The following is a 19,889-nucleotide window of genomic DNA, read 5'->3' on the forward strand; positions in this document are numbered from 1 at the left end:
CCAGTCCGGCCGCGGCCTGCCCCGTGTCGGTCAGTCGTCGTCTTCTTCGATGCCGCCAATGAGGTGGACGTTGTCCACCCCCTGCGGCGCCATGTCATTCATGATGGTGAGGAAGTCGGCCCCCACCAGCCGTTTGGCCCGCTCCAGCAGGATCGGCAGCGGGCTCGACGGTTCCGCGCGCCGGTAATAGCTGATGATCCGGTCCAGCGTGTTGGACACATCCGTGGGCGAGTTGATGGCCCCCGGCGCCGCGGGCGGACGCCCGGCAGTACCCGCTGCCGGGGCCGCCGCCCCGTCCGCTGCGGCCTCATCCTCTTCGCCGCCATCCTCAGCCGCCTCATCCGCGGCGACACCCGCATACGCGCGGATGCGCTTGGCGATCTGCTGCAGCAGCTTGATCAGCGCGCTCAGATCCGGGCCCTGCCCAGGCGTCTGCTCGTCAAACACCGCCGAGATCGCCCGCACGTTCTGCTCCGCGGCCTCCACCGCTGCCAGCCGCTGTGCAACGGTGTCTTCGTCGCTGTCCTGAAACGCGGCACCGATGGTGGCTGTGTCGGGCACATGCTCCATGCTGTCCGGCGCTGTCATCAGCCCCTCGGCAATCTCGATGTCGCGCAGGCAGAACCGACCGAAGCCGCGGCTCTCGCTCAGCGGCGCCCGGCGCAAAGACCGGTAAAGCGGCGACGCCCCCGCCATCCCGTCCGGCTGGCCGCACAGGTCCTGAATGGCGTTGATCCGCATGGTCGGGTCGCCGTCATCCTCATCCAGCTCCGGATGGCAGGTGTCCCAGAACTCCTCCAGGCAGCCGCGGATATAGGCGGTCACATCGGCAAAGCCGGTCAGCCCTTCGGAATGCAAAAGCGCATCCCCCAGAAACACTGCCGCGCGCAGGTCATGGCTGCGCTCCAGCACTTCCAGCGCTTTCTTCTGAACTTCGCGGTAATCGGGGTCGGTGGCTTCGATCGTCTCGTTGCCCACCACCGATTCCTCGCCCGGCTGGGCCGCCAGCTCCATGTCGGTGAAGGCCGGATCGTATTCCAGGTTTTCACCGCTAGGGGCATCATCCCCTTTGGATTGCAGAAATACTGCAGGATCCATCGTCTTTCGCTCCCCCTGGGCGCATTGATTATTGGTCACGTTACCGTGTGGTAACGCAACGTAAAGCGAGAGCCACTCTTTTTCTGACTGGTGGTTAAACCCGCGGAAACCTCAAACAATAACTTGACCCCAAGTGAGCCTTATCGCCATCCTAAAGTCAAACCTTTTCCCAGCTTTTCACGGCGGCGGATTGATGAGTATTGATCGTATTTCTGGCAAAGAAGTCAAAGAGATGGTCCGCGAGGGGGCCAAGAAAAGGATGAGCTTTGCCTTCTGCCTGGACCAGGGCAAGGACCCGCTCCTGATGATCCAGCCCGGCAAGAAACCGGAAACACTGAAGACGCCGATGAAAAAAGCGGGCGGCGGCCCGCCCATGGCCTGGGGCACCTATGTGGTGCGCTCCGGCAATATGGAGGTGATCTGCGAAAGCGCGCCGCAGCGCATGGTCACGGAACTCAAGAAGTTTCTCAAGCGCAATCCGGCCAAGGTCAACGTGCTGTTTTACGACGACGGCGGCAACCTCCTGGACAGCCTCAAACCCGAGGCCCCCGAGAGCCAGGTGACAGAGGAGGACGCCTCCGACATCTCCGGCTCCGGCATCGACGCCAAGGCCATTGCGCCGCTGAAACGGCGGCTGAAACGGATCCAGCCGCGCATCACCCTTGCCCCCGGCCCGCTGGAGCTGAAACTGAAACGCGCGCTGGCCAAATCCGTCGGCCTGATCAACGATGGCCGCCTGCAGGAGGCGGAAACCATGATCGTGGTGATCGAACGCGCCGTCGCCCGCATCGGCGCTGACCGCGAAGATGAAGCCAAGTCGATGAAACGCGGCCAGCGCGAAATGGACCAGCGAAGCTTGGGCGCCCAGGTCAAACGCGCCCAGTCCCTGCAGGCCAATGTCGCCCGCGCCCCGGGCAAGGTCCGCGACCGCCTGGGCCGCGCCCTGCATGTCGCCGCCCGGCATCTCAAACGCCGCGATCTTGAGTCAGCCCGCGACGCCATGGACAAAATCGAAAAGGCCCTGACTGCCCTGGTCTGACCCCGAACACAGCCCGGCCCGCAGCGGTTGCGGGCTGGGCACCGCCCCCGGAATACGGAGACAGTGATGCCCCTCAAACGCCTGCTGACTGCCCTCGCCCTGATCTTCCTGCCGTTGGCCGCCGCGGCGGAAACCGGCCCGCTGCGGGTTGAGCTGAACAAGGCAGAAGAGATCGAGGGCGGCGGCTGCCGCGCCTTTTTCCTGTTCCGCAACCAGACCGGCAAAAGCTTTGAAGGCTTCGAAATGTCGCTCGCAATCCTCGACAGCCAGGGGGTGATTGACCGTCTCCTGTCGATCGACGCCGCCCCCCTGCCCGTCCAGCGCACCACCCTGAAACTCTTCGAAATCCCCGGAATCGCCTGCAGCAATATCTCCGAGATCCTGCTGCACGATATCACCGCCTGCCAGCCCCAGAACGAGGAGCAGATGGACTGTTTCCCAATCCTGGAGCTCGGCTCCCGCGCCGCCGCGCAGCTGGTGAAATAGGCCATGTCCGGCACCTGGGATATGCTCGGCACCGGCGGTCCGGTGATTGCGCTTCTGGCGCTGATGTCGCTGCTGTCGGTCACTGTGATTGCGGTCAAGCTGATCCAGCTCTGGCCGGTGCGCTCGGGCCAGGACGCCCGCGAACAGGCGCTCACCCAATGGAAGGACGGCGACCGCAAGCGCGCCCAGGACAGTATTGCGGACGGCAAGTCGCCCGCTGACCGTGTGATGCGCTACGCCATGCAAGCGCTGCAGGAGGGTTTGCGCGGCCCGCTGCTGCAGGATGAGCTGCAACGCCGCGGCAATGAGGAGGTGAGCCGGATGAACTCCCTCATCCGCCTGCTGGAGCTCATCGCCATGGTCGCGCCGCTCCTGGGTCTGCTCGGCACCGTTCTGGGGATGATCCAGTCGTTTCAGGAACTGGAGCTGGCACAGGGTGCGGCCAATGCCTCGGTGCTGGCCGGCGGCATCTGGCAGGCCCTCTTGACCACTGCCGCGGGCCTTCTGGTGGCGATCCCTGCGGCCGTCGCCGCCGGGCTGTTTGCGGCCCGCATCGACGCCGCCGCCCAAACCGTCGAAAGCGCCGCAGGCCGTCTGCTGCTGATCGACGGGTCGCGCTGACACGGGGGGTCGCTGCCATGATGATCAACCGGCCAGCACGCCCCCGCGCCCTGATCTCGCTGGTGCCGATGATCGACGTCATGCTGATCCTTCTGGTGTTCTTCATGGTGACCTCCACGTACTTGAATCTCGACATGATCCCCGCGCTAAAACCCGCTGAGGGCACAGCCCGCAGCGCCGCATCCCCGGCCGGCACTGTGATGATCCGCCTCGGTGCTGATGGCGTGCCGGTTCTGCGCGGCACCGCATTGGACGCAGAAACCCTGCAATCCGCACTCGCCGCCGCCGTTGCAGACGAACCCCTTACCCAAGTGGTCATCCTCCCCTCCGGCGCAGCGCAGACGCAGGCGCTGATCACCGTGATGGACGCCGCCGCCCTGGCCGGTGCCACCCGCCTGCGCGTCCTGCGGCTGGAGGCGGCGCAATGAAGCTCAACCGCCCGGCCCGCAACCCGCATTCCGAAACCATCATCGCTCTCATCGACGTGGTGTTCTTCCTTTTGGTCTTCTTCATGCTGATCGGCCGCATGGACGCCACCGCCCCGTTCGACGTCCGCCCCGCCACCGCCGTCACCGGCCGCGACATGCCCGCAGGCGGCATCACCCTCGCGGTCTCCGCCGCCGGAGACCTGGCCCTCGACGGCATGGAACTCCCCCGCGCGGCCCTCTCCCCTGCCCTCGCCGGTCTGCTGGCAGGCGACCCTGCCTTACGCCTGCGTATCAACGCCCACCGCGCCGCCGAACTGCGCAACGTGCTGCCGCTGGTGGCCGGGGCCGAGGCGCTGGGGTTCACTGACGTGGTGCTGGTGGTCACCCCGGAAACGGACGGGTGACGCGCCCACCCGCCATATGGGCGCTGGGGCTTGCGGCCTCCGCCCTGGTCCACGCCGCAGGGGCCGGCGCGCTGCTGATCTCGCTCACTCCCGACCCGCCGCCGCAGCAGCCCGCTCCGGAAAGCAGCCTCAACCTGCAGGCCCACCGCATCCCCCGGTCCCACGCGGTGCCGCAGCCGGCCGAAGGCGCGCAAGCCCCTGAATCTGAATTGCAAAGCCAGGGCCTTTCCGCAGGCAGCATCCCGCAGTCCAAGGCCGTGCCCCAAGCCCCTGCGGCAGACAGCCTCGCCTCTGCTGCCCCGCAAGCAGCCAGCCTGCCAGCGGCAGCGCCGCAAGCGCCTGTGGCTGCCCCAGCACCGGCTTCAGCAGACCGCCTCGCAAGCGCGGCAGCGCCCGCCGACAGCCTGTCGGCTGCCCGCCCGCAAAGCACGCCGGCTGAAACTGCCGCGCCATCTGCACCGCAGGCGGCCGCGGCGGCCGCTGCCGTCCAGCCAGCACCCTCCGCAGCGCCGCAGCCGGTCTTCCTCGCCGCCGCAGAAGGCCCCGCTGTCCCGCTGCCCGATACTGCTGCTCCGCTGGCCTTCGCGCGCCCACTGCAACCTGCCCCGGCAGCCCTGCCGCAAGCGGTCCCGGCCAGCCAGCCCAGCCCGGAAGCACAGCCTGAGACCGCCCCCCTGCCCGGCACCGACCCCGACCCGCAGCCGGCCACGGCCGCCGTCCCCGACGCCCCCCGCATCAAGGCCGCGCTGGCCTTTCAGGGCGGCTCCGGCGACATCGACCCGGTCTCCCTCGCCGCCTTCCAAAGCTTCATGCAGCCCGGCGATGCGGCGGCACAGGGCGACCCCCTGCGCGATGGCGTCTCCGGCATCCTCTCTGCGGTGCACTGTTCCCGCCTGCAGGTGGCCTTTATCCCGGAAACCGCCACGCTGGAGGTCCGCGGCCACCTGCCTGAGGACGGCATGCGCTCTCCTGTTCTGGCAGCACTGCAGGCGCAAATGGGCGGTGACATCACCGTTTCCGACCAGATGCGTCTCTTGCCCCGCCCGCAATGCGGCGCGCTGGCGGGCATTTCAAACGTCGGCCTGCCGCAAAGCACCGACCAGATCACCAATCCGCTGCTGGTCGGCAGCGACACCCATGCCCGGGTGCTCGACTATTCCGGCGGCGAGCGGCTGTTCTTCGACCTCACTGCACCAGACTACCCTTCCTATGTCTATGTGGACTATTTCGACGCTGGCGGCGCGGTGCTGCATCTCTCACCGAACGAACTGGTGCCGTTGGCGGCGGCCACCCCCAAGAGCGCCCTGCGTGTCGGCGCCAAGGAGGCCGGTGACCCCGGCCTGCAAATCACCGTCGCCCCGCCCTACGGCCAGGAAATCGCCGTCGCCTTCGCAGCCTCCCACCCGCTCTATGAGGGCAGCCGCCCGCTCAGCGAACCCGCCGCGCCCTATCTGGAGTTCCTGCGCACCCGGGTCGCGGCGGCCCGCGCCGAACATGCTGATTTCAAGGGCGAATGGGTCTATTTCCTGATCACCACCCACGCCCCCTGATCTCAGGCAGCACAGGCAGTACTCCCGCGCCCGCAGGCCCGCGGCTGGCGCCGCCAGGCCTTGGCGGCCTTGGGCGTGGCACTGCGCTCACGCGCAGCGCGCCGCCCCGCTGTTTTCCGGGTCAAGGGCTGCGCCAGCAGCCGCGCAGGCTGCGCGGTTCACCCTTGAGGCGGAAAACGGCGGTATATCATCGGGATGGCGCCTTAAGGGCAAACCTGCCCTTAAGGCGCCTCTCAGCAAATGAAAACCCGGCTTCCCCCCGGCACAGCGCCACGCCCAACCGGACGGGTGTATTTTTCAAATGCACCCGCGCGGGCGGGAGCCCCCTGCCCTGCTGCTTCAAAGCCTGTGAACCTACTGGCAGCCGCCCGCGGCCCAGCTTTTCAGCACCTGTTTCAGCGCGCCGCCAAAGGGATGCTGCTTGCCCAAGGACCGCTGCATGTTGAGGCTCAGGTAGGTGTTGCCCTGGGCGCACAGCCGCTCCCGCGTCCACTGGTGGCAGCTGCTGCAGGACTGCCCCTTCCAATAGCTGTCCGGCAAGCCCTCGATGGGCGGGAAAGAGGGGGAACGGGTCACCGCCTCGGCAATTGTCAGGCCGGAAATCTCCGCAACACCGCTTTGCAGCGGGCTGGCATAGGTCACCGGGCCGGCCTCCGCCAACTGCGCAGGTTCAGTTGCTGGTTTCCTTGCAATTTCAGGGGCCGCCCCGCCCGCCGCCGGATCTTTCCCGGCGCCGGCTTTCAGCGCCGCCGCCTCCGCCGCCGCCGCTTCCGCAAACTTCCCTTCCGGATAGGCCATCAGATAAGCGTCATAGGCGGCCTTGCTGCCATCCGCCTGCGCCGCCTGGAACATCGCGGTTTCCGCATCCTGAACCGCGGCCGGCGCCGGTGCCGCTGGTGCGGGTGCAGCCGCCGCAACTGCCCCGGCGCCGCCGTGCAGCTCCTCTTCCATCAGCTCTGCCAGAAGCGTCCGGGCCGCACCGGCATATTTGCCATCGCCATAACCGCGCAGGTACAGCATGATCTGCATCACATCCCGCGACTCCTGAACAGAGGCCCAGACCTGCGCCTCCTGGATTTCTGCAGTGCTCATCACCGCCTCCGGCGCGGCTTCGGCAAAGACAAAATCGCTCACCAGGGACGACGTGTCCCAGGGCGTCTGCTTGCCGCCGCTTTGCTCCAGCACCGCGCGGCGCACCTGCTTGAACACCTGCTCCACCGGTGCCCCCGGCACCGTGATCTCGCGCGCCAGCGCTTCGGTGAAGGGGCTGTTCGCCCCTTCCCCGTCCAGTGCCACATCGCCCGGCGCGGTGGCATAGGCCAGGAAGGTGCCGGTCGGCGCCTTCATCTCCGCGAGACCGCTCTCATTCAGATCCGCCACTGTCTTGAACGGGTTGTTGCGGCAGGCGTCCAGGATCACGATATTGGTGCGGTTGCGGGCCGAGGCCATCTGCCGCAGGACCGACTGCGCCTCAATCGCCATCAGATCCAGGTCGGCGGCATCCGCCAGCGCGGCATCCACCGGCAGCAGGTAGTTGCTGCCAAAGCTCTGCACCCCGTGGCCGGCATAGTAGAACAGCCCGGTCGCCTCCGCCCCTGCCCCGCGCAGCTTGCGGCCGAACTGGGCAATGGCGCGCTTCATCTCAAGCTGCTTGGCGTCCGCCGCCAGCGTCACCTCGAACCCCAACCCTTCCAGCGTTTCGGCAATCAGCCGGGCGTCACGCACCGGGTTGTCCAGGGTTGAGACCGCGCCATAGGCCGAGTTGCCGATCACCAGCGCCAGCCGTTCCTCTGCCAGAGCGGTCACGCCCCAGCAGGCCGCAACAGCCGCCAGCAGCATCAGCCGGATCCGGATCATCAAATTTCGCACGCACCTGCTCCAATTCCCGCCCGCGGTTTTCGTCCTGCGGGGCTGCATCCTATTTCTTAAAGGTATTTGGTTACCAAACTATCGCGTCCCTTGCACCGGGCGGCAAGACTGCTGTTAGTCTGGGCGCATCGTTTCCCGCCCGGCCCCGCGTGCCGGGATGACCCTTTCGGTAACTTGACTGGATTCTGCATGCTCCGTTTAACCCTTTCAATCATAACAATTTTTCTGCTTCTCGTCCGCCCGGCCCTGGCCGCCGGCCCGTTTGAGGGCGGCTGGCAGCTGACGCCCGAATCCTCGGCCATCCGATTCATATCGATCAAAAAGGGCAGCATTGCGGAATCCAGCCGTTTCGCCGCCTTCTCCGGCGGCATCTCTGAGGCGGGCGAGGCAGAAATCCGCATTGCGCTCGACTCCGTCGACACCTCCATCGACCTGCGCAACGTGCGGATGCGGTTCCTGTTCTTTGAAACCTTCACCTACCCCGAGGCGGTGGTGACGGCCCGCATCGATCCGGCGCAGATCGCGGATCTTACCGCGGCGCAGCGCAAACAGATCGACCTGCCGGTCACCCTGTCGCTGCACGGGGTCGAGGCCGGGCTGACCATTCCGGTAGCGGTAACACTGCTAGGCAGCAACCGCGTCGCCGTGGCCACTGTGCAGCCGGTGATCCTGAAGCTGGAGGATTTCAACCTGACAGCCGGCCGCGAAAAGCTGGAGGAGGCGGCAGGTGTCACAATCACCCCCGTGGGCCTTGTCAGCATGGACCTGCTGTTTGACCGCAACGGCGGCGGCACCGCAGCTGTCCCCGCGGGGACAGTGACTGCCGGCGCTGCCACGGCGCTGGAAGCCAGCGGTGATTTCAGCCGCGAGGCTTGCACCGGCCGGTTTGAAATCCTGTCGCAGGGCCGCAGCGTCAATTTTGCGCCCTCCACCGCCCGGCTGGATGCGAACTCCCGCGACTTCCTCAACAGTCTGTCGGACATCATCCGCCGCTGCCCCGGAATGGTGGTTGAGGTCGGCGGCCACACCGACAGCCAGGGCAAGGCCGCCTGGAACATGACCCTGAGCGAGAAGCGCGCCGCGGCAGTGAACCAGTACCTGCAGCAAAGGGGCATTCCGTCAGAGCGCCTGGTCGCGGTTGGTTACGGCGAGACCACGCCGCTGGTCGCCAACGACACGGTGCAGAACCGGGCCAAGAACCGCCGGATCGAGTTCAAAGTGCTGAACTGATCCGCCCCTGATCCGCGAGCCCTCTTGCTGTCCCCGCGGGGACAGCAGCAACCAACGCAACAGGACCCGGCCCCGGCGCCGGGTCTTTCTGTTGCAGGGCGCAAGGTTCCGGCGAGGGGCTGGCTCAGGTGTCCCCGCGGGGACACTGGGAGGATCTTTCTATCCCCTGCCCTCCCCCTTGCCCCGCGGGGACAGGGCGGAATTCTACGGGTATATTGCCCCGTTCCGGCAACGTGTCCCCGCGGGGACACGTTAATGAGCGGTCAGCATTTGCCTGGCGAATACGTATCCTCCCAGTGCCCGCGCCGATCAGAAGGCATAACAGTTTTACTCTTCAGACCGGAAAATCCGCGCATCTGTCCCTGCGGGGACAGTTGCGGCACACAGACCCAAACACAGGGATTAGACAAGAAAAAGGCCCGGCAATTCTGCCGGGCCTTTGTGTCGTTGGTGATGTCCCCGCGGGGACAACTGTGTCAGCCGTCGTCTTCCAGCGCCGCAAAGAAGGCGGCAATGGCGTCTTCCAGCTTGTGCCGGTCGATCTCCGAGAAGTCGCGTTCCATCGCCATTTCGATCTTGCCGTCGCGGGCCTGGCAGCGGACTGTCCCCGCGGGGACAGTGCAGCGCAACGTGGTCTTGGCCACCCCCGGGCGCGGTGCAGCGGCGGCGCGGGGCGCGGGTTTGCGCTTGCCTTCGAGAAAACCGCGCAGCGCGTTCAGCTCCGCCTCTTCGGTTTCGGCCTTTGCCCGCGTCAGCGCCTCCCGCAACTCCGGAATGTGTGCCGCATCAGCCTCCAGCCGTTTCCGCAATTCCAACCCCAGCGCGCGCGGGATCGCCTCCGGGAACTTCAGCAGATCGCCCACCGCACCCAGCAGCTGGGCAAAATGGCGGATATAAATCTTCTTCTGACGTCCCGCCGAAGCATAAAGGTCGGTGACCGCCTCCTCGAGGGATTTCGCCCTGGTGCCCTCGTCCTGAGAATAGCTCAGTGCCAGCTGGGCCATTTCGGCAAAAGAGATGTCACGGCGCACCAGGTTCTCATCCACCATCCGGCGGTAGAGGCTCTGCAGCGTGTCGCCCTTGGCCACCAGACCCGCGGGGATATGCTCATAGGCCTCATCCTCTGTCTCCCGCAACAGCTCCAGATAGGCGCGCAGGCGGCGGTAGCCCTGGATCAGCTCATAGGTGCCGTCGTCGTTTTCCTCCACCCGGATCGGGTTCGACAGGCCGATGGATTTGATCGACGCCTTCAGTTCGTCCAGGTCCGGGTCGCGGCCTTCACGGCGGTCGCGGATCAGCTTGGTTGCGGCAATGCGGCCGATCGGGATCCTGTCGACCATCAAGCCCAGCTTCTTCAGCCGCACGAACTCATGCGCCAGACGGTCGTTTTCGGCGCGGATTTTCTGCTCCGCCTCGGCGCGGGTGCGCAGCGCATCGGCGTTCTCGGAGATCGCGGTGGCCATTGGCCCGCGGCGGGTCTCAGCGGGTTTTTCCGCCGGTTTTTCCGGGGCTGTCCCCGCGGGGACAGCGGCGGTGTCAGGAGTGAAGTCGATGTCGAAGACTCTGCGTTTGCTCATGCCTCATCCTCCAGTTTTTCCCAGGCTTCCAGCGCGTAGGCCTTAAACTCGTCATAGGCCTGATCAAACGACGCCCGCGCGCGACGCCAGGTTTCGCGTGTCATATCCCGGTAATCGATTTCGTAGATGGAACTTAGGAATCTGCCCGATTGTTCGACTGCGCGGGTCATCTCGATCGGGTGCTCGGTCATTCTACCCTCAAAAACCTTCATAAATGCCGAACGCATCGCACGGTGCAAATCGTTACCGCTTTCGTAACGAGTGAGAAGGAAACGGACGTCCTGGAAAACCTTGGGCAAAGCAAATGTCCCCGCGGGGACAACGCCGTTGAAGGCCGACAGATCCTCCAACGCTTCAGAGAGCTGGCCGACGAAGGAGGTGGTGGAGTCATATTCCCAATAGCCGGGGCCGGAGGGGATATAGAGCATATCGGCGGCGAACACCGCGTTCATCGACTGGTAGCCGATGGCGGGCGGGCAGTCGAAAATCATCAGGTCGTAATCCTCGGCCGGCAGCTGGTCGAGGTAGCGGGAGACCGCGGCGAAGAACGACCATTCCGGGTTCAGGTGCCGGTACTGGGCAGAGGCGAATTCGACAAAGGCCGCATTGGCACACGACGGGATGATGTCGATGGTCGGCCAGCTGGTCGGTTTGACGAAATCGCTGACCCGCAGGTCCTGCAGCCCCATGCCGGTGATGGCGTCGGGCAGCTGGCGCTGGGGCAGGGCGGCGCCGGACTCGGCGCCCTGGGAGACCGCGTTCATCCGTTCGGTCTCGCGCACCAGGTCGCGGGCCATGATGCCCCAGACGGTGTAATCCTCGGTAACATCGCTGAGGCCCATGGAGTGGGACAGGGTGGCTTGCGGGTCGAAGTCCACGCACAGCACCCGGTAGCCGTCCAGAGCCGCGGCATGGGCGAAATGCAGCGCCACGGTCGACTTACCGGCACCACCCTTGAAGTTGGAGATCGCCACGCGCAACGCGCGTTTCCCCGCGGGGCGCTTGGGCAGCAGGGACTTGCGGTTGATCTTGATGCGGCGGCGCAGCTCGTTGATTTCTTCCAGCGAATACCAGCGCTGGCGGCCGTCCTCCTCCACATGGCCCTGAGGCAGGGAGGGATCGGTGGAGAGCCGGCCGCGCAAGGTTGACTGGTTGACGCGGAAGATCAGCTCCGCCACTTCCCAGGAGGAGAACCGGCGCAGGGTCTTTTCCATTTCGGGGGAGAAGGTCTGCTGGCGGATCCAGCTTTGCATCTTCAATGATTGGGCCTGCATCTTGGACAGGTCTTCGTGCGTAAACATCGCTGCTCCTTAGCCTCACACGTTTTTCTTTATGGCCGCGCCCAATTGCTCAGGACGCTAATTCAGCCTCAATATCCATTTACGCCGAATTTGCAAAAAACGCAAAAGCTAATATGGTTGCGAAGAGCGTCCTGTCCCCGCGGGGACACATTTGCGGAAGGCCCCGGTAAATAAGGGCCGCAGCGATTCGGAAGGCGGAGACCAAGCGATTCGTTTCACTGGATTTTTCTGGGGTTCAGACGCCAGATTTAGGGGGACACCCCAGCGCCGGACACAGCAGATTGGGGGACATTTTGGCGCTATTAGGGGTCACCCTGGATGTCCCCCTATACCATTGATACCAATTTTTCTTTCGAAAAAGGGATTAGGGTTGAATTCAATTCCCGCCAGCGCTTGACAGAATCGGAATTCCGGACGCAAATCGGGTACAACAAACGAATAGCGTTGAGTTCGGGGCTAAACCGGCCAGCGCAATTCTCAGCAAACAGGCTGAGAGCACTTGAGGCAGCATATCCCGGCCCAGGAGGGCAGGGAGGGAGAAACGGGGGCAGCAATGCTTGCCAAACGGCCTGCGGGGCGCAACGCCTCTGCATTGAAGTATGACATCCTCACGGCGATGGGGGCATATGCGCTTGGCCAGGGCAAGGGAGCGCAGAAGCTGGTTCTGCGATTCATGACATTGATGACCGCGCGCTACAACTGGCAGCGCGATGAGCTGGCCGTGGGGCAGCGGGAGATTGCCCGGCTGTGGGATGTGGACGAGCGCACGGTGAAGCGTGAGATGGCCAAGCTGCGCGGCTGGGGCTGGCTGGTGGTGAAACGCCAGGGTGCGCGCGGGCGGGTCACGGAATACGGCATTGATCTGGACCGGCTGCTGGCAGACACGCAGGAACGCTGGGGCGCCGTGGGACCGGACTTTGAACACCGGATGCAAGGCAGCGATGAACCGGCGCCGAACGTGGTGCCCCTGCGCCCTGGCGCGGTGCCGCCAGCGCCGGATGTGTCGGACGGCCATGAGTGGAGCCTGGCCAAGGCGGTGCTGCATGCGGAGGACCCGGCCAACTATGCCTCCTGGGTGCAGGGGCTGGAGCGCGCAGGCAGGGCAGGGGGGCGGCTGGTGCTGAAGGCGCCGAGCAGATTCCATGCCAATTATGTGATGTCGCATCTGATGCCGCGACTGCTGGCCGCCTGCCGGGATGTGGACGGGGAGGTTTCCGCGATTGTTGTAGAGGCGTGAGGCGGAAACTTTGCCCATATGGTTGAACCTTTTAGGGGCAGGGCATTATGTGGGCGGGCAGGGGGCCTGGCGTGACAGGCCCCGCGGAACAAGGAGCAGCCCGGTATGAGCGGCGCGCAAGATAAGATCTGTGTCATTGGTCTTGGCTATGTCGGGCTGCCGCTGGCGGCGGCCTTTGGGCAGCACCGGGAGGTCGTGGGCTTTGACATTGATCCCTCCCGCATTGCCGGCCTGCGCCGTGGCGAGGACCGCACGCGGGAGCTGGACCGCGAAGAACTGGCCGCGGCGGAGTTCCTGCGCTTTACCTCGGACCCGGCGGAGATTGCGGACTGCGCCATCTACATTGTCACCGTGCCGACGCCGGTGGATGCCAATCACACGCCTGACCTGGGGCCGCTGTTGTCGGCCTCTGCCATTGTTGGCGGGGTGCTGAAAGCCGGTGACCTGGTGATCTATGAATCCACTGTCTATCCCGGCGCCACAGAAGAAGACTGCGTTCCGGTGCTGGAGGCGCGCTCCGGCCTGGTATTCAACCGTGATTTCTTTGCCGGCTATTCGCCCGAGCGGATCAATCCCGGGGACAAGGCGCGCAGGCTGAAGGATATCGTCAAGGTCACGTCGGGGTCGACGCCGGAGGTGGCAGAGCGGGTGGATGCGCTGTACCGCGAGGTGGTGGCGGCAGGTACCCACAAGGCCGCGAGCATCCGGGTGGCGGAAGCCGCGAAGGTGATCGAGAACAGCCAGCGGGATATCAACATCGCGCTGGTGAATGAGCTGGCCAAGATCTTCAACAAGATGGGGATCGACACCCAGGCAGTGCTGGAAGCGGCTGGCACCAAGTGGAACTTCCTGCCGTTCCGCCCCGGCCTGGTGGGCGGGCACTGCATCGGGGTGGACCCCTATTACCTGACGCACAAGGCGGAGCAGTTGGGCTATCACCCGGAGATCCTGCTGGCGGGCCGCCGTTTGAATGACGGCATGGGCGCCTATGCGGCAGGCGAGATGGTCAAGGCGATGCTGAAGCGCGGCTTGCCGGTGGCTGGCGCGCGGGTGCTGGTGATGGGGCTGACGTTCAAGGAAGACTGCCCGGACCTGCGCAACACGCGGGTGATTGATGTGGTGCGCGAGCTGCAGCAATACGGTGCGGTGGTGGATGTGTATGATCCGCACGCGGACCCGGAGGAAGCGCAGGAGGAATACGGCATTTCGCTGGTATCTGAGCCGGGGCAGGGGGCCTATGCCGGGGTGGTTCTGGCGGTTGCGCATTCCGAGTTCCGCGCGATGGGGGCGGAGGCTGTCCGCGCCTTGGGGTGCGGCGGCGCGCTGGTCTATGATCTGAAGTATGTGCTGGCCCCGGAGGAGGCGGATTTGCGGCTCTGACAGGGATTTTTCCCGGCTTGCCCGAAATGCTGTATCCTTGCTTTGCCGGTAGGGAGGACAGTCATGAGCGACAATCTGGAAGGCCGCTGTTTGTGCGGTGCCGTGAAAATCCGTGTTGAGGGCGCGCATGATCCGCGCGCCGGCGCCTGCCACTGCCGCATGTGCCAGCGCTGGACCGGCGGGCTGTTCCTGTGTTTCGAGGCCGGTGCGGACGCCGTGACGGTTGAGGGGCCGGCGGTGCGGTATCAGTCCAGCGCCTTTGCCGAACGGGCGTTCTGCGCGACCTGCGGATCGCATCTGTGGATGCGGGACGTGGACAAGGAGGGCGGCCCTTATGACCTGATGCCGGGGCTGTTTGATGACGCGCTGTCCTGGCCGCTGAGGTCGGAGATCTATGCTGACCGGGCGATGGCGTCGGTGCGGCTGGAAGGGGATCACAAGCGGACGACGCGGGACGCTTATGAGGCGCAGAACCCGTTTATTGACGGCGATGTCTGAGGGGCTGGGACGCCTCAGCGGTCTGTGCGGGCCAGTGCCAAGCCGAGGCCGGAGGTGATGAACAGCGCACCGGTCAGCCGGTGGCGCAGGCGGCCGAGCCTCAGGATCGCGGGCCGGGCAGATTGTGCGGAGGCCGCCCAGAGCATGTCGCCTGCGAATATCACTGCCAGGTAGATCGCGGCGGCGGTGAGCAGGGCGGATGATCCTGCGCCTGGGGCGATGAATTGTGGCAGGAAGGCTGCGTTGAACAGCAGGGTTTTCGGATTGATGAGGGCCAGCAGCAGGCCCTGCCAAAAGATAGTGCGGCTGGGTTTGGGGCTGGCCTTGGCCTCCTCCATGCCGGCAACGCCCTGCCGCCAGGAGTGCACGCCAAGATAAAGCAGATAGGCGACGCCGGCCCATTTCAGCCAGAGGAAGGCGGAGGCGGCAAATTCCAGCACTGCGGCCAGCCCCAGCACCACGGCCGCAAGCTGCAGGGCCACGCCTGCAGTGGTGCCAAGCACGGTCAATGCGCCAAGGCGGAAACCGCGGGCTAGCGTATTGGCAATGATCAGCGCCACATTCGGCCCCGGGACCGCCACCAGAAGCGCGGTTGCGCCCGCAAGCGCCAGTGCCATCGTCAATTCCATGGAAATGCCCTCCGCCTGTTGTGCAGGTATAAGACGCGTGCAAACCACGGCTGGCAACTGTTTTCCGGTCTGAGGCTTGGCGTTAGCGGCCCACTCGCGGCAGTTTCGGGCCGCTCCAGTAGGCGCCGCTGTCCTGGCGCAGGGCGTCATAGGCCTCGATCCGGCTTCGGGCGTCCTCGCCGCCGGCATCAATCAGATGGGTGAGCAGGCATTCCAGTACCGCCATGGCGCCGCCGATAGCGCCGAAGGGGTGCAGCGAATTGGCGGCAACGGCCAGAACGTGGTCGGTGCGGATGCCGGGGGCGATCACCTCGCTGTCGGAGATCAGGATCACCGATGCGCCGCGTTCGCCGGCCAGCCGCAGCGCCTGGATGGTGCCGGCGGAGTAGGGGGCGAAGGTGAGGGCGATCAGGCAGTCCTCAGGCCCGATGTCCAGAAGATCGTCGAGTGCAGCGCCCATGTGGCGGGGGACCAGTTCCAGCCCCGGCAGCGCCATGCGGCCGACGTAGTGGAAGTAATAGGCCAGCGCATAAGATGACCGGGTGGCGGTGACATAGCTTCGGCGGGCGGCGGTGAGGGTGTCCACGATGGCCTGCGTTCGTTCCGCCGTCATCAGCCGCAACGAGCGGGAGGTGATGTTGAGCTGGTTGCGCGCGGCGGCGGCCTGCAGTTTGCCTGCCGGGCCTTCGGTGCCCATGCGCTCCAGCCAGTCCTGGCCGAGGTCCGCCTCATGCGCGGTGGTCAGCGCGGCGCGGAAGGGGGCGCGGAAGGCCTCAAACGTGTCATAGCCCAGATGCTGGGCGAGGCGGACAAAGCCGTTGGCGCTGATGCCGGTTTTCTGCGCCGAGGTGCGCACGGTGTCGAGGCCGAAGTCGCCGGGGTTGTCGATCACGTATTTTGCCGCCGCCTTCAGCTTGGGTGGCAGTTGCTCCATCTGGTCCTTCAGATGCTGGATCAGCCGGGCGGTTTTCCGGGGGTCGAGATGCGGGTCCATGCGCCGTATCAGAGCAGATGTGCGGCAAATGGCAAGGGCGGAACGGATGTTATTCCGACAGGAACGCCATCAGGTCCTGGCGGGCGTGCAGGATGCGGATGATTTCCGGGCAGCCTGCTTCCAGACGGTAGATCACCAGATGCGCGCCCGTGGGGTGGATGCGGACGGGCGGAGTGAACTCAGGCCGCTCGCGGGCCATTTCGGGGAAGTCGGCCAGCAGATCAAAGAGGGCAAACAGGCTGTCGGCATAAGCGTCGGCCTGCGCTTCGCCCCAGGTTTCCAGCCCGTAGCGCCAGATGCCGGCGAGGTCGTCGCGGGCGGCGGGACGGATCCGCCAGCGCGGCTCAGCCATTGCGGCGCATGGCGGCCTTGAAGCTTTCGGCTGTCAGCGCCTCTGCCGCGCCGCTGGCGAGGCCTGCATCAAGGGCGGATTGCAGTTCGGCAATCGCAGCGGTGCGGGCCTGGTCGCGGCGGATCAGGTCGCGGACATAGTCGCTGGAATTGGAATAGGTGCCGGTGCGGGCCTGTTCCTCGACCCAAGTCTTCATCTGCTCCGGCAGGGAGACGTTCATGGTGGCCATCGGTGGGCTCCTTTCGCTGGAACAGGATATGGCAATCTTTGCCATGATTGCAAGAGGAGGGGAGTGGTGGGCGCAATCGCCCACCCTACGTAAAAAAGCCCGCAACCAGATGGTGCGGGCTTTTCTTTAAACTTGTCCTGCTTAATCAGGCGGAGACCACCTTGAGGCCCTTTTCCTCCAGCGGCTGGATGCTGCCGTCTTCGCTGACGGTCACCCGTTCACCATGCTCAAGGCTGTCGAGGCCCTTGCAGGCGACCAGCATCAGGACGTCCTTTTCGCGGGCGACGATGGCCATGTGGCTGAGCCAGCCGCCGACCTCGCTGAGCACCGCGCCGGAGCGCTGGACGTAAGGCAGCCAGGCCGGGTTCACCATGCGGCAGACCAGGATATCGCCGTCCTGGAAGTCTTCAAAGGCCGCCGGGTCGATGCAGCTGTCGTCCTCCATCCAGAACACCCGGGCGGTGGCGCTGCCGCTGCCCGCGACGCAGGTGCCGCCCATGCTGCCGTCGCCTGCCTGGGCCTGGGCCTGGGCGCCAAGCGACAAGAGCTCGCAGTCGCGCAGGGTGAGGGCGACGTCGGTCGGCGCGGATTTCTTGCGGAGGGCTTCCTTCGCGGCGCGGGCCTCAGCCAATTCGCGCAGCTGTGCAGGTGCGGACCAGTCGCCGGAGAGGACCTCGTCGAAGGTAAGGCTGAACACCAGATCCTCCAGCCCGCTGGTCTGACCCAGCGCCAGAAGGGCGCGGCGCAGTTCGGCGACGACGCGCAGGGCCTCGTGCTTGGCCTGTTCCTTGAGGTCCTGATAGGCGATGGCGATGCCGATGGTATCGTCCAGCTCATCCGGCAGGTTGGCCGGGACCGGCACGGCGCCGATCGGCTCTACTGAATTGCCCAGCAGGGAGTTCAGCAGCGCCGGCGCCTCAGCGTAGCGGGGCGAGGACAGCTCGTAGTCGAAGATCGAGCGGTGGCCCATCAGTTGCATGGCGCGGTCCTGGGCATCCTTGCCGGTGCAGGAGGCGAGCAGGCTGGAGGGCGCGTTGGGCAGCTCCGCGTGCATCAGATGCGCGCGCAGGGCCGGGTCGCCCGCGGCTGCGGTGCCTGCCTCACCCATGGTGAAGCCTGCGAGGATGTTTATCTTCTCGGCCTCCAGATAGACCTCTTGGATGAACATGCGCTTGAGGGTGGAGATCGCCTCCAGCAGCTTGTCCTGGGGCAGGGCGGTGTAGTCCACGGCCTGCCAGATCGCCAGTTTATCGCGCAAGGACGGCATCACATCGTTGCGGAAGCGGGTGATCATCGGATGCGCCTGTTTGCGCAGCTGCTTGGCCTTGGCTGCGGTGAGTTTCAGGGTCATGCCCTGTTTCAGCGCCACATCGACGTAGGTCTTGCCGAACAGGTTCACCAGATGGCCGTCGCGCCCCTCAGGCAGGCCATAGGGCACGCCAAGGGCGCGGCAGGCCAGGTCAACGCTGCCGCCCGGCGCCCACAGCTCGCTCATCAGCGAGAAGGAGAGCGGGGTGGGGCGGGGCAGGACCTCTGACATTTCGTCCTGTTCCAGGATGGTCTGATCCGGGTCTGCGTCTGCGTAGCGGTCCAAGAGATCGCGCCATTCGGCCAGACGGGTCTGTTCCTGCTCGGTGCCCAAGGACAGCGTGGTGATGTCGCGGCTTTGCACGATCTGGAATTCACCATTGGCATAGGCCCATTCGACGTCCTGCGGGCAGCCGAATGTCTCCTCGATCTGCTTGCCAAGGGCCAGCAGGGGCGCCATGTCCAGCGTCCGGTCCTGATCGGCATCCGCCGGCAGGCCGGTGTAGCGGCCAAAGCGCAAGGACGTCGGGGTGACGCGGCCGGACACCAGATCCTCGCCGCAGCCTTCGACCCATTCGATCATCGCCATGCCGGGGGCCATCGGGTCCTGGGTGAAAAGGACGCCGGCGTATTCGGCCTGCACCATTTCCTGCACCACTATGTTGCCCTGATCGGTGCTGTCGCCCTCGCCGGAGTAGCTGGCGGCGCGTTCGGAGGAGAAGCTGGTGACCACCTCGTCCAGTGCGGCGCGCATGGTGTCCGCGGTCACGTCGAGCACCGATTCAAAGACGCCGGCAAAGCTTTGGTCGTGGCCGTCCTCGTTGCTGGCAGAGGACCGCACGGCAACCGGCTTGCCGCCTGCAAGGGCAAAGACCTTGGCCGCGAAGGCGTCCTTCTTGGCATCAGACATTTCGCGGTAATCGTGGATTGCGTCGGAGCGCACGATCACGCCGCCGGGCACCGGCAGGCCTGCGTTGCGCAGGATCGACAGGCGCAGGGCCTTGTTGCCTGCGTGCTCCAGCTCCTCAGTGTAGCCCATCGGGATCACGCCGCGCGGCAGCTTGGCGAGGCGGCGCTTGTGGGCGCGCAGGGACAGTGCTTCGCCCAGTTGGCGGTGCATGCCGGTGACATAGGCGCGCTGCACCAGCAAGAGCGTCAGGCTGAAGCTGAGATAGGCGTTTGCGGCGGCTGTCAGAGTGAACACCATGGCAAAGAGCGCAGGCATGCCAAGCACCATCCACAGGGTTTTCTGGCGCGGGGTCTTGGCCACGGCCCACAAGAGGTAGACGGCGGCGAGTGCACAGAACAGCACCGGCATGATAAACAGCGGGTCGGCTGCGCCGAGGTCGGCCATCCACAGGAACGGGGTCTGCAGGCTGGCGCTGGCCTCTTGTGCGGCGGAGACGCCCAGCATCATCACCGGCAGGAACAGAAGCGCGGTGAGGTTCTTCATCGGCGTCAGGCCCTTGTCCTTATAGAACGCCTGCACCGCGCGCGCCTTGCGCACCGGGTCGTGGGCCAGTTTCTCCTTCAGCGCCTTCATCTCATCCGCGGTGTCATTGGTGATGATCTGGTCGCGTTCGGATTTCAGTGCCACCGGCAGCACAAGGATGCGGGTCACGATGGACAATGCCAGCAGGCCCAGCAGGATATGGCTGC

The 19,889-nt window shown here is 65.3% G+C and carries 20 protein-coding genes; 11 read left to right on the forward strand and 9 right to left on the reverse strand.

Annotated features, from left to right (window positions below):
- Nucleotides 1-30: 30 nt before the first annotated feature.
- Nucleotides 31-1,098, reverse strand: coding sequence for a type VI secretion system protein TssA (gene tssA, locus AC5STB_RS21180; RefSeq protein ID WP_495444841.1), 1,068 nt, complete (start codon nucleotides 1,096-1,098; stop codon nucleotides 31-33).
- A 193-nt stretch (nucleotides 1,099-1,291) separates the two neighbouring features.
- Between tssA and AC5STB_RS21185 the strand changes: the two genes are divergently transcribed.
- The 6 genes from AC5STB_RS21185 (at nucleotide 1,292) to AC5STB_RS21210 (ending at nucleotide 5,626) form a co-directional block, all read left to right on the forward strand.
- On the forward strand, nucleotides 1,292-2,137 hold the full coding sequence (locus AC5STB_RS21185) for a hypothetical protein (protein ID WP_495444842.1): 846 nt from the start codon (nucleotides 1,292-1,294) through the stop codon (nucleotides 2,135-2,137).
- A 66-nt stretch (nucleotides 2,138-2,203) separates the two neighbouring features.
- Entirely contained in the window at nucleotides 2,204-2,623 is a 420-nt protein-coding gene (locus tag AC5STB_RS21190; RefSeq protein ID WP_495444843.1) for a hypothetical protein, read from the forward strand.
- A gap of 3 nt (nucleotides 2,624-2,626) precedes the next feature.
- The gene (locus tag AC5STB_RS21195; protein WP_495444844.1) at nucleotides 2,627-3,244 is read left to right on the forward strand and encodes a MotA/TolQ/ExbB proton channel family protein; all 618 of its coding nucleotides are present in this window, start codon (nucleotides 2,627-2,629) and stop codon (nucleotides 3,242-3,244) included.
- Between the two features lie 17 nt (nucleotides 3,245-3,261).
- On the forward strand, nucleotides 3,262-3,672 hold the full coding sequence (locus tag AC5STB_RS21200; RefSeq protein WP_495444845.1) for an ExbD/TolR family protein: 411 nt from the start codon (nucleotides 3,262-3,264) through the stop codon (nucleotides 3,670-3,672).
- On the forward strand, nucleotides 3,669-4,076 hold the full coding sequence (locus AC5STB_RS21205; protein WP_495444846.1) for an ExbD/TolR family protein: 408 nt from the start codon (nucleotides 3,669-3,671) through the stop codon (nucleotides 4,074-4,076). The genes AC5STB_RS21200 and AC5STB_RS21205 overlap by 4 nt, the downstream gene beginning before the upstream one ends.
- Nucleotides 4,073-5,626 (forward strand): DUF4384 domain-containing protein, encoded by a 1,554-nt coding sequence (locus AC5STB_RS21210; RefSeq protein ID WP_495444847.1) that lies wholly within the window; start codon nucleotides 4,073-4,075, stop codon nucleotides 5,624-5,626. Before AC5STB_RS21205 ends, AC5STB_RS21210 begins: the two co-directional genes overlap by 4 nt.
- A gap of 354 nt (nucleotides 5,627-5,980) precedes the next feature.
- Here the strand turns inward: AC5STB_RS21210 and AC5STB_RS21215 are convergent, their stop codons facing one another.
- Nucleotides 5,981-7,495, reverse strand: coding sequence for a caspase family protein (locus tag AC5STB_RS21215; protein WP_495444848.1), 1,515 nt, complete (start codon nucleotides 7,493-7,495; stop codon nucleotides 5,981-5,983).
- A gap of 189 nt (nucleotides 7,496-7,684) precedes the next feature.
- Here AC5STB_RS21215 and AC5STB_RS21220 point away from each other — a divergent pair, with 189 nt between their 5' ends.
- Nucleotides 7,685-8,725 (forward strand): OmpA family protein, encoded by a 1,041-nt coding sequence (locus tag AC5STB_RS21220; protein ID WP_495444849.1) that lies wholly within the window; start codon nucleotides 7,685-7,687, stop codon nucleotides 8,723-8,725.
- Between the two features lie 476 nt (nucleotides 8,726-9,201).
- Here the strand turns inward: AC5STB_RS21220 and AC5STB_RS21225 are convergent, their stop codons facing one another.
- A complete protein-coding gene (locus AC5STB_RS21225; protein ID WP_495444850.1) occupies nucleotides 9,202-10,302 on the reverse strand; it encodes a ParB/RepB/Spo0J family partition protein in 1,101 nt (366 codons plus the stop codon).
- Complete coding sequence (locus tag AC5STB_RS21230; protein WP_495444851.1) at nucleotides 10,299-11,603, reverse strand: AAA family ATPase; 1,305 nt, start codon at nucleotides 11,601-11,603, stop codon at nucleotides 10,299-10,301. The genes AC5STB_RS21225 and AC5STB_RS21230 overlap by 4 nt, the downstream gene beginning before the upstream one ends.
- 553 nt (nucleotides 11,604-12,156) lie before the next feature.
- Here AC5STB_RS21230 and AC5STB_RS21235 point away from each other — a divergent pair.
- The 3 genes from AC5STB_RS21235 to AC5STB_RS21245 all read left to right on the forward strand — a co-directional run bounded on the left by AC5STB_RS21235 (nucleotide 12,157) and on the right by AC5STB_RS21245 (nucleotide 14,718).
- Entirely contained in the window at nucleotides 12,157-12,840 is a 684-nt protein-coding gene (locus AC5STB_RS21235) for a DnaA N-terminal domain-containing protein (protein WP_495444852.1), read from the forward strand.
- Between the two features lie 105 nt (nucleotides 12,841-12,945).
- Nucleotides 12,946-14,220: a Vi polysaccharide biosynthesis UDP-N-acetylglucosamine C-6 dehydrogenase TviB gene (gene tviB / locus AC5STB_RS21240; protein ID WP_495444853.1), complete on the forward strand. Its 1,275-nt coding sequence runs from the start codon at nucleotides 12,946-12,948 to the stop codon at nucleotides 14,218-14,220.
- A gap of 63 nt (nucleotides 14,221-14,283) precedes the next feature.
- Nucleotides 14,284-14,718: a GFA family protein gene (locus AC5STB_RS21245; RefSeq protein WP_495444854.1), complete on the forward strand. Its 435-nt coding sequence runs from the start codon at nucleotides 14,284-14,286 to the stop codon at nucleotides 14,716-14,718.
- Between the two features lie 14 nt (nucleotides 14,719-14,732).
- Here AC5STB_RS21245 and AC5STB_RS21250 read toward each other — a convergent pair whose 3' ends face one another.
- The 4 genes from AC5STB_RS21250 to AC5STB_RS21265 all read right to left on the reverse strand — a co-directional run bounded on the left by AC5STB_RS21250 (nucleotide 14,733) and on the right by AC5STB_RS21265 (nucleotide 16,922).
- Entirely contained in the window at nucleotides 14,733-15,347 is a 615-nt protein-coding gene (locus AC5STB_RS21250) for a LysE family translocator (protein ID WP_495444855.1), read from the reverse strand.
- Nucleotides 15,348-15,429: 82 nt separating this feature from the next.
- On the reverse strand, nucleotides 15,430-16,341 hold the full coding sequence (locus AC5STB_RS21255; protein ID WP_495444856.1) for a MurR/RpiR family transcriptional regulator: 912 nt from the start codon (nucleotides 16,339-16,341) through the stop codon (nucleotides 15,430-15,432).
- Between the two features lie 49 nt (nucleotides 16,342-16,390).
- A complete protein-coding gene (locus AC5STB_RS21260; RefSeq protein WP_495444857.1) occupies nucleotides 16,391-16,693 on the reverse strand; it encodes a type II toxin-antitoxin system RelE/ParE family toxin in 303 nt (100 codons plus the stop codon).
- On the reverse strand, nucleotides 16,686-16,922 hold the full coding sequence (locus AC5STB_RS21265; protein WP_495444858.1) for a type II toxin-antitoxin system ParD family antitoxin: 237 nt from the start codon (nucleotides 16,920-16,922) through the stop codon (nucleotides 16,686-16,688). The genes AC5STB_RS21260 and AC5STB_RS21265 overlap by 8 nt, the downstream gene beginning before the upstream one ends.
- On the opposite strand from AC5STB_RS21265, the gene AC5STB_RS21270 reads away from it, so the two are divergent.
- A complete protein-coding gene (locus AC5STB_RS21270; protein WP_495444859.1) occupies nucleotides 16,912-17,052 on the forward strand; it encodes a hypothetical protein in 141 nt (46 codons plus the stop codon). The two genes, AC5STB_RS21265 and AC5STB_RS21270, sit on opposite strands and share 11 nt — an antisense overlap.
- 15 nt (nucleotides 17,053-17,067) lie before the next feature.
- Here AC5STB_RS21270 and AC5STB_RS21275 read toward each other — a convergent pair.
- Nucleotides 17,068-19,889: PEP/pyruvate-binding domain-containing protein (locus tag AC5STB_RS21275; RefSeq protein ID WP_495444860.1), on the reverse strand; the 2,822-nt coding region annotated here is incomplete at its 5' end.

It is taken from the genome of Leisingera sp. CC-HEC093 (assembly GCF_059429195.1).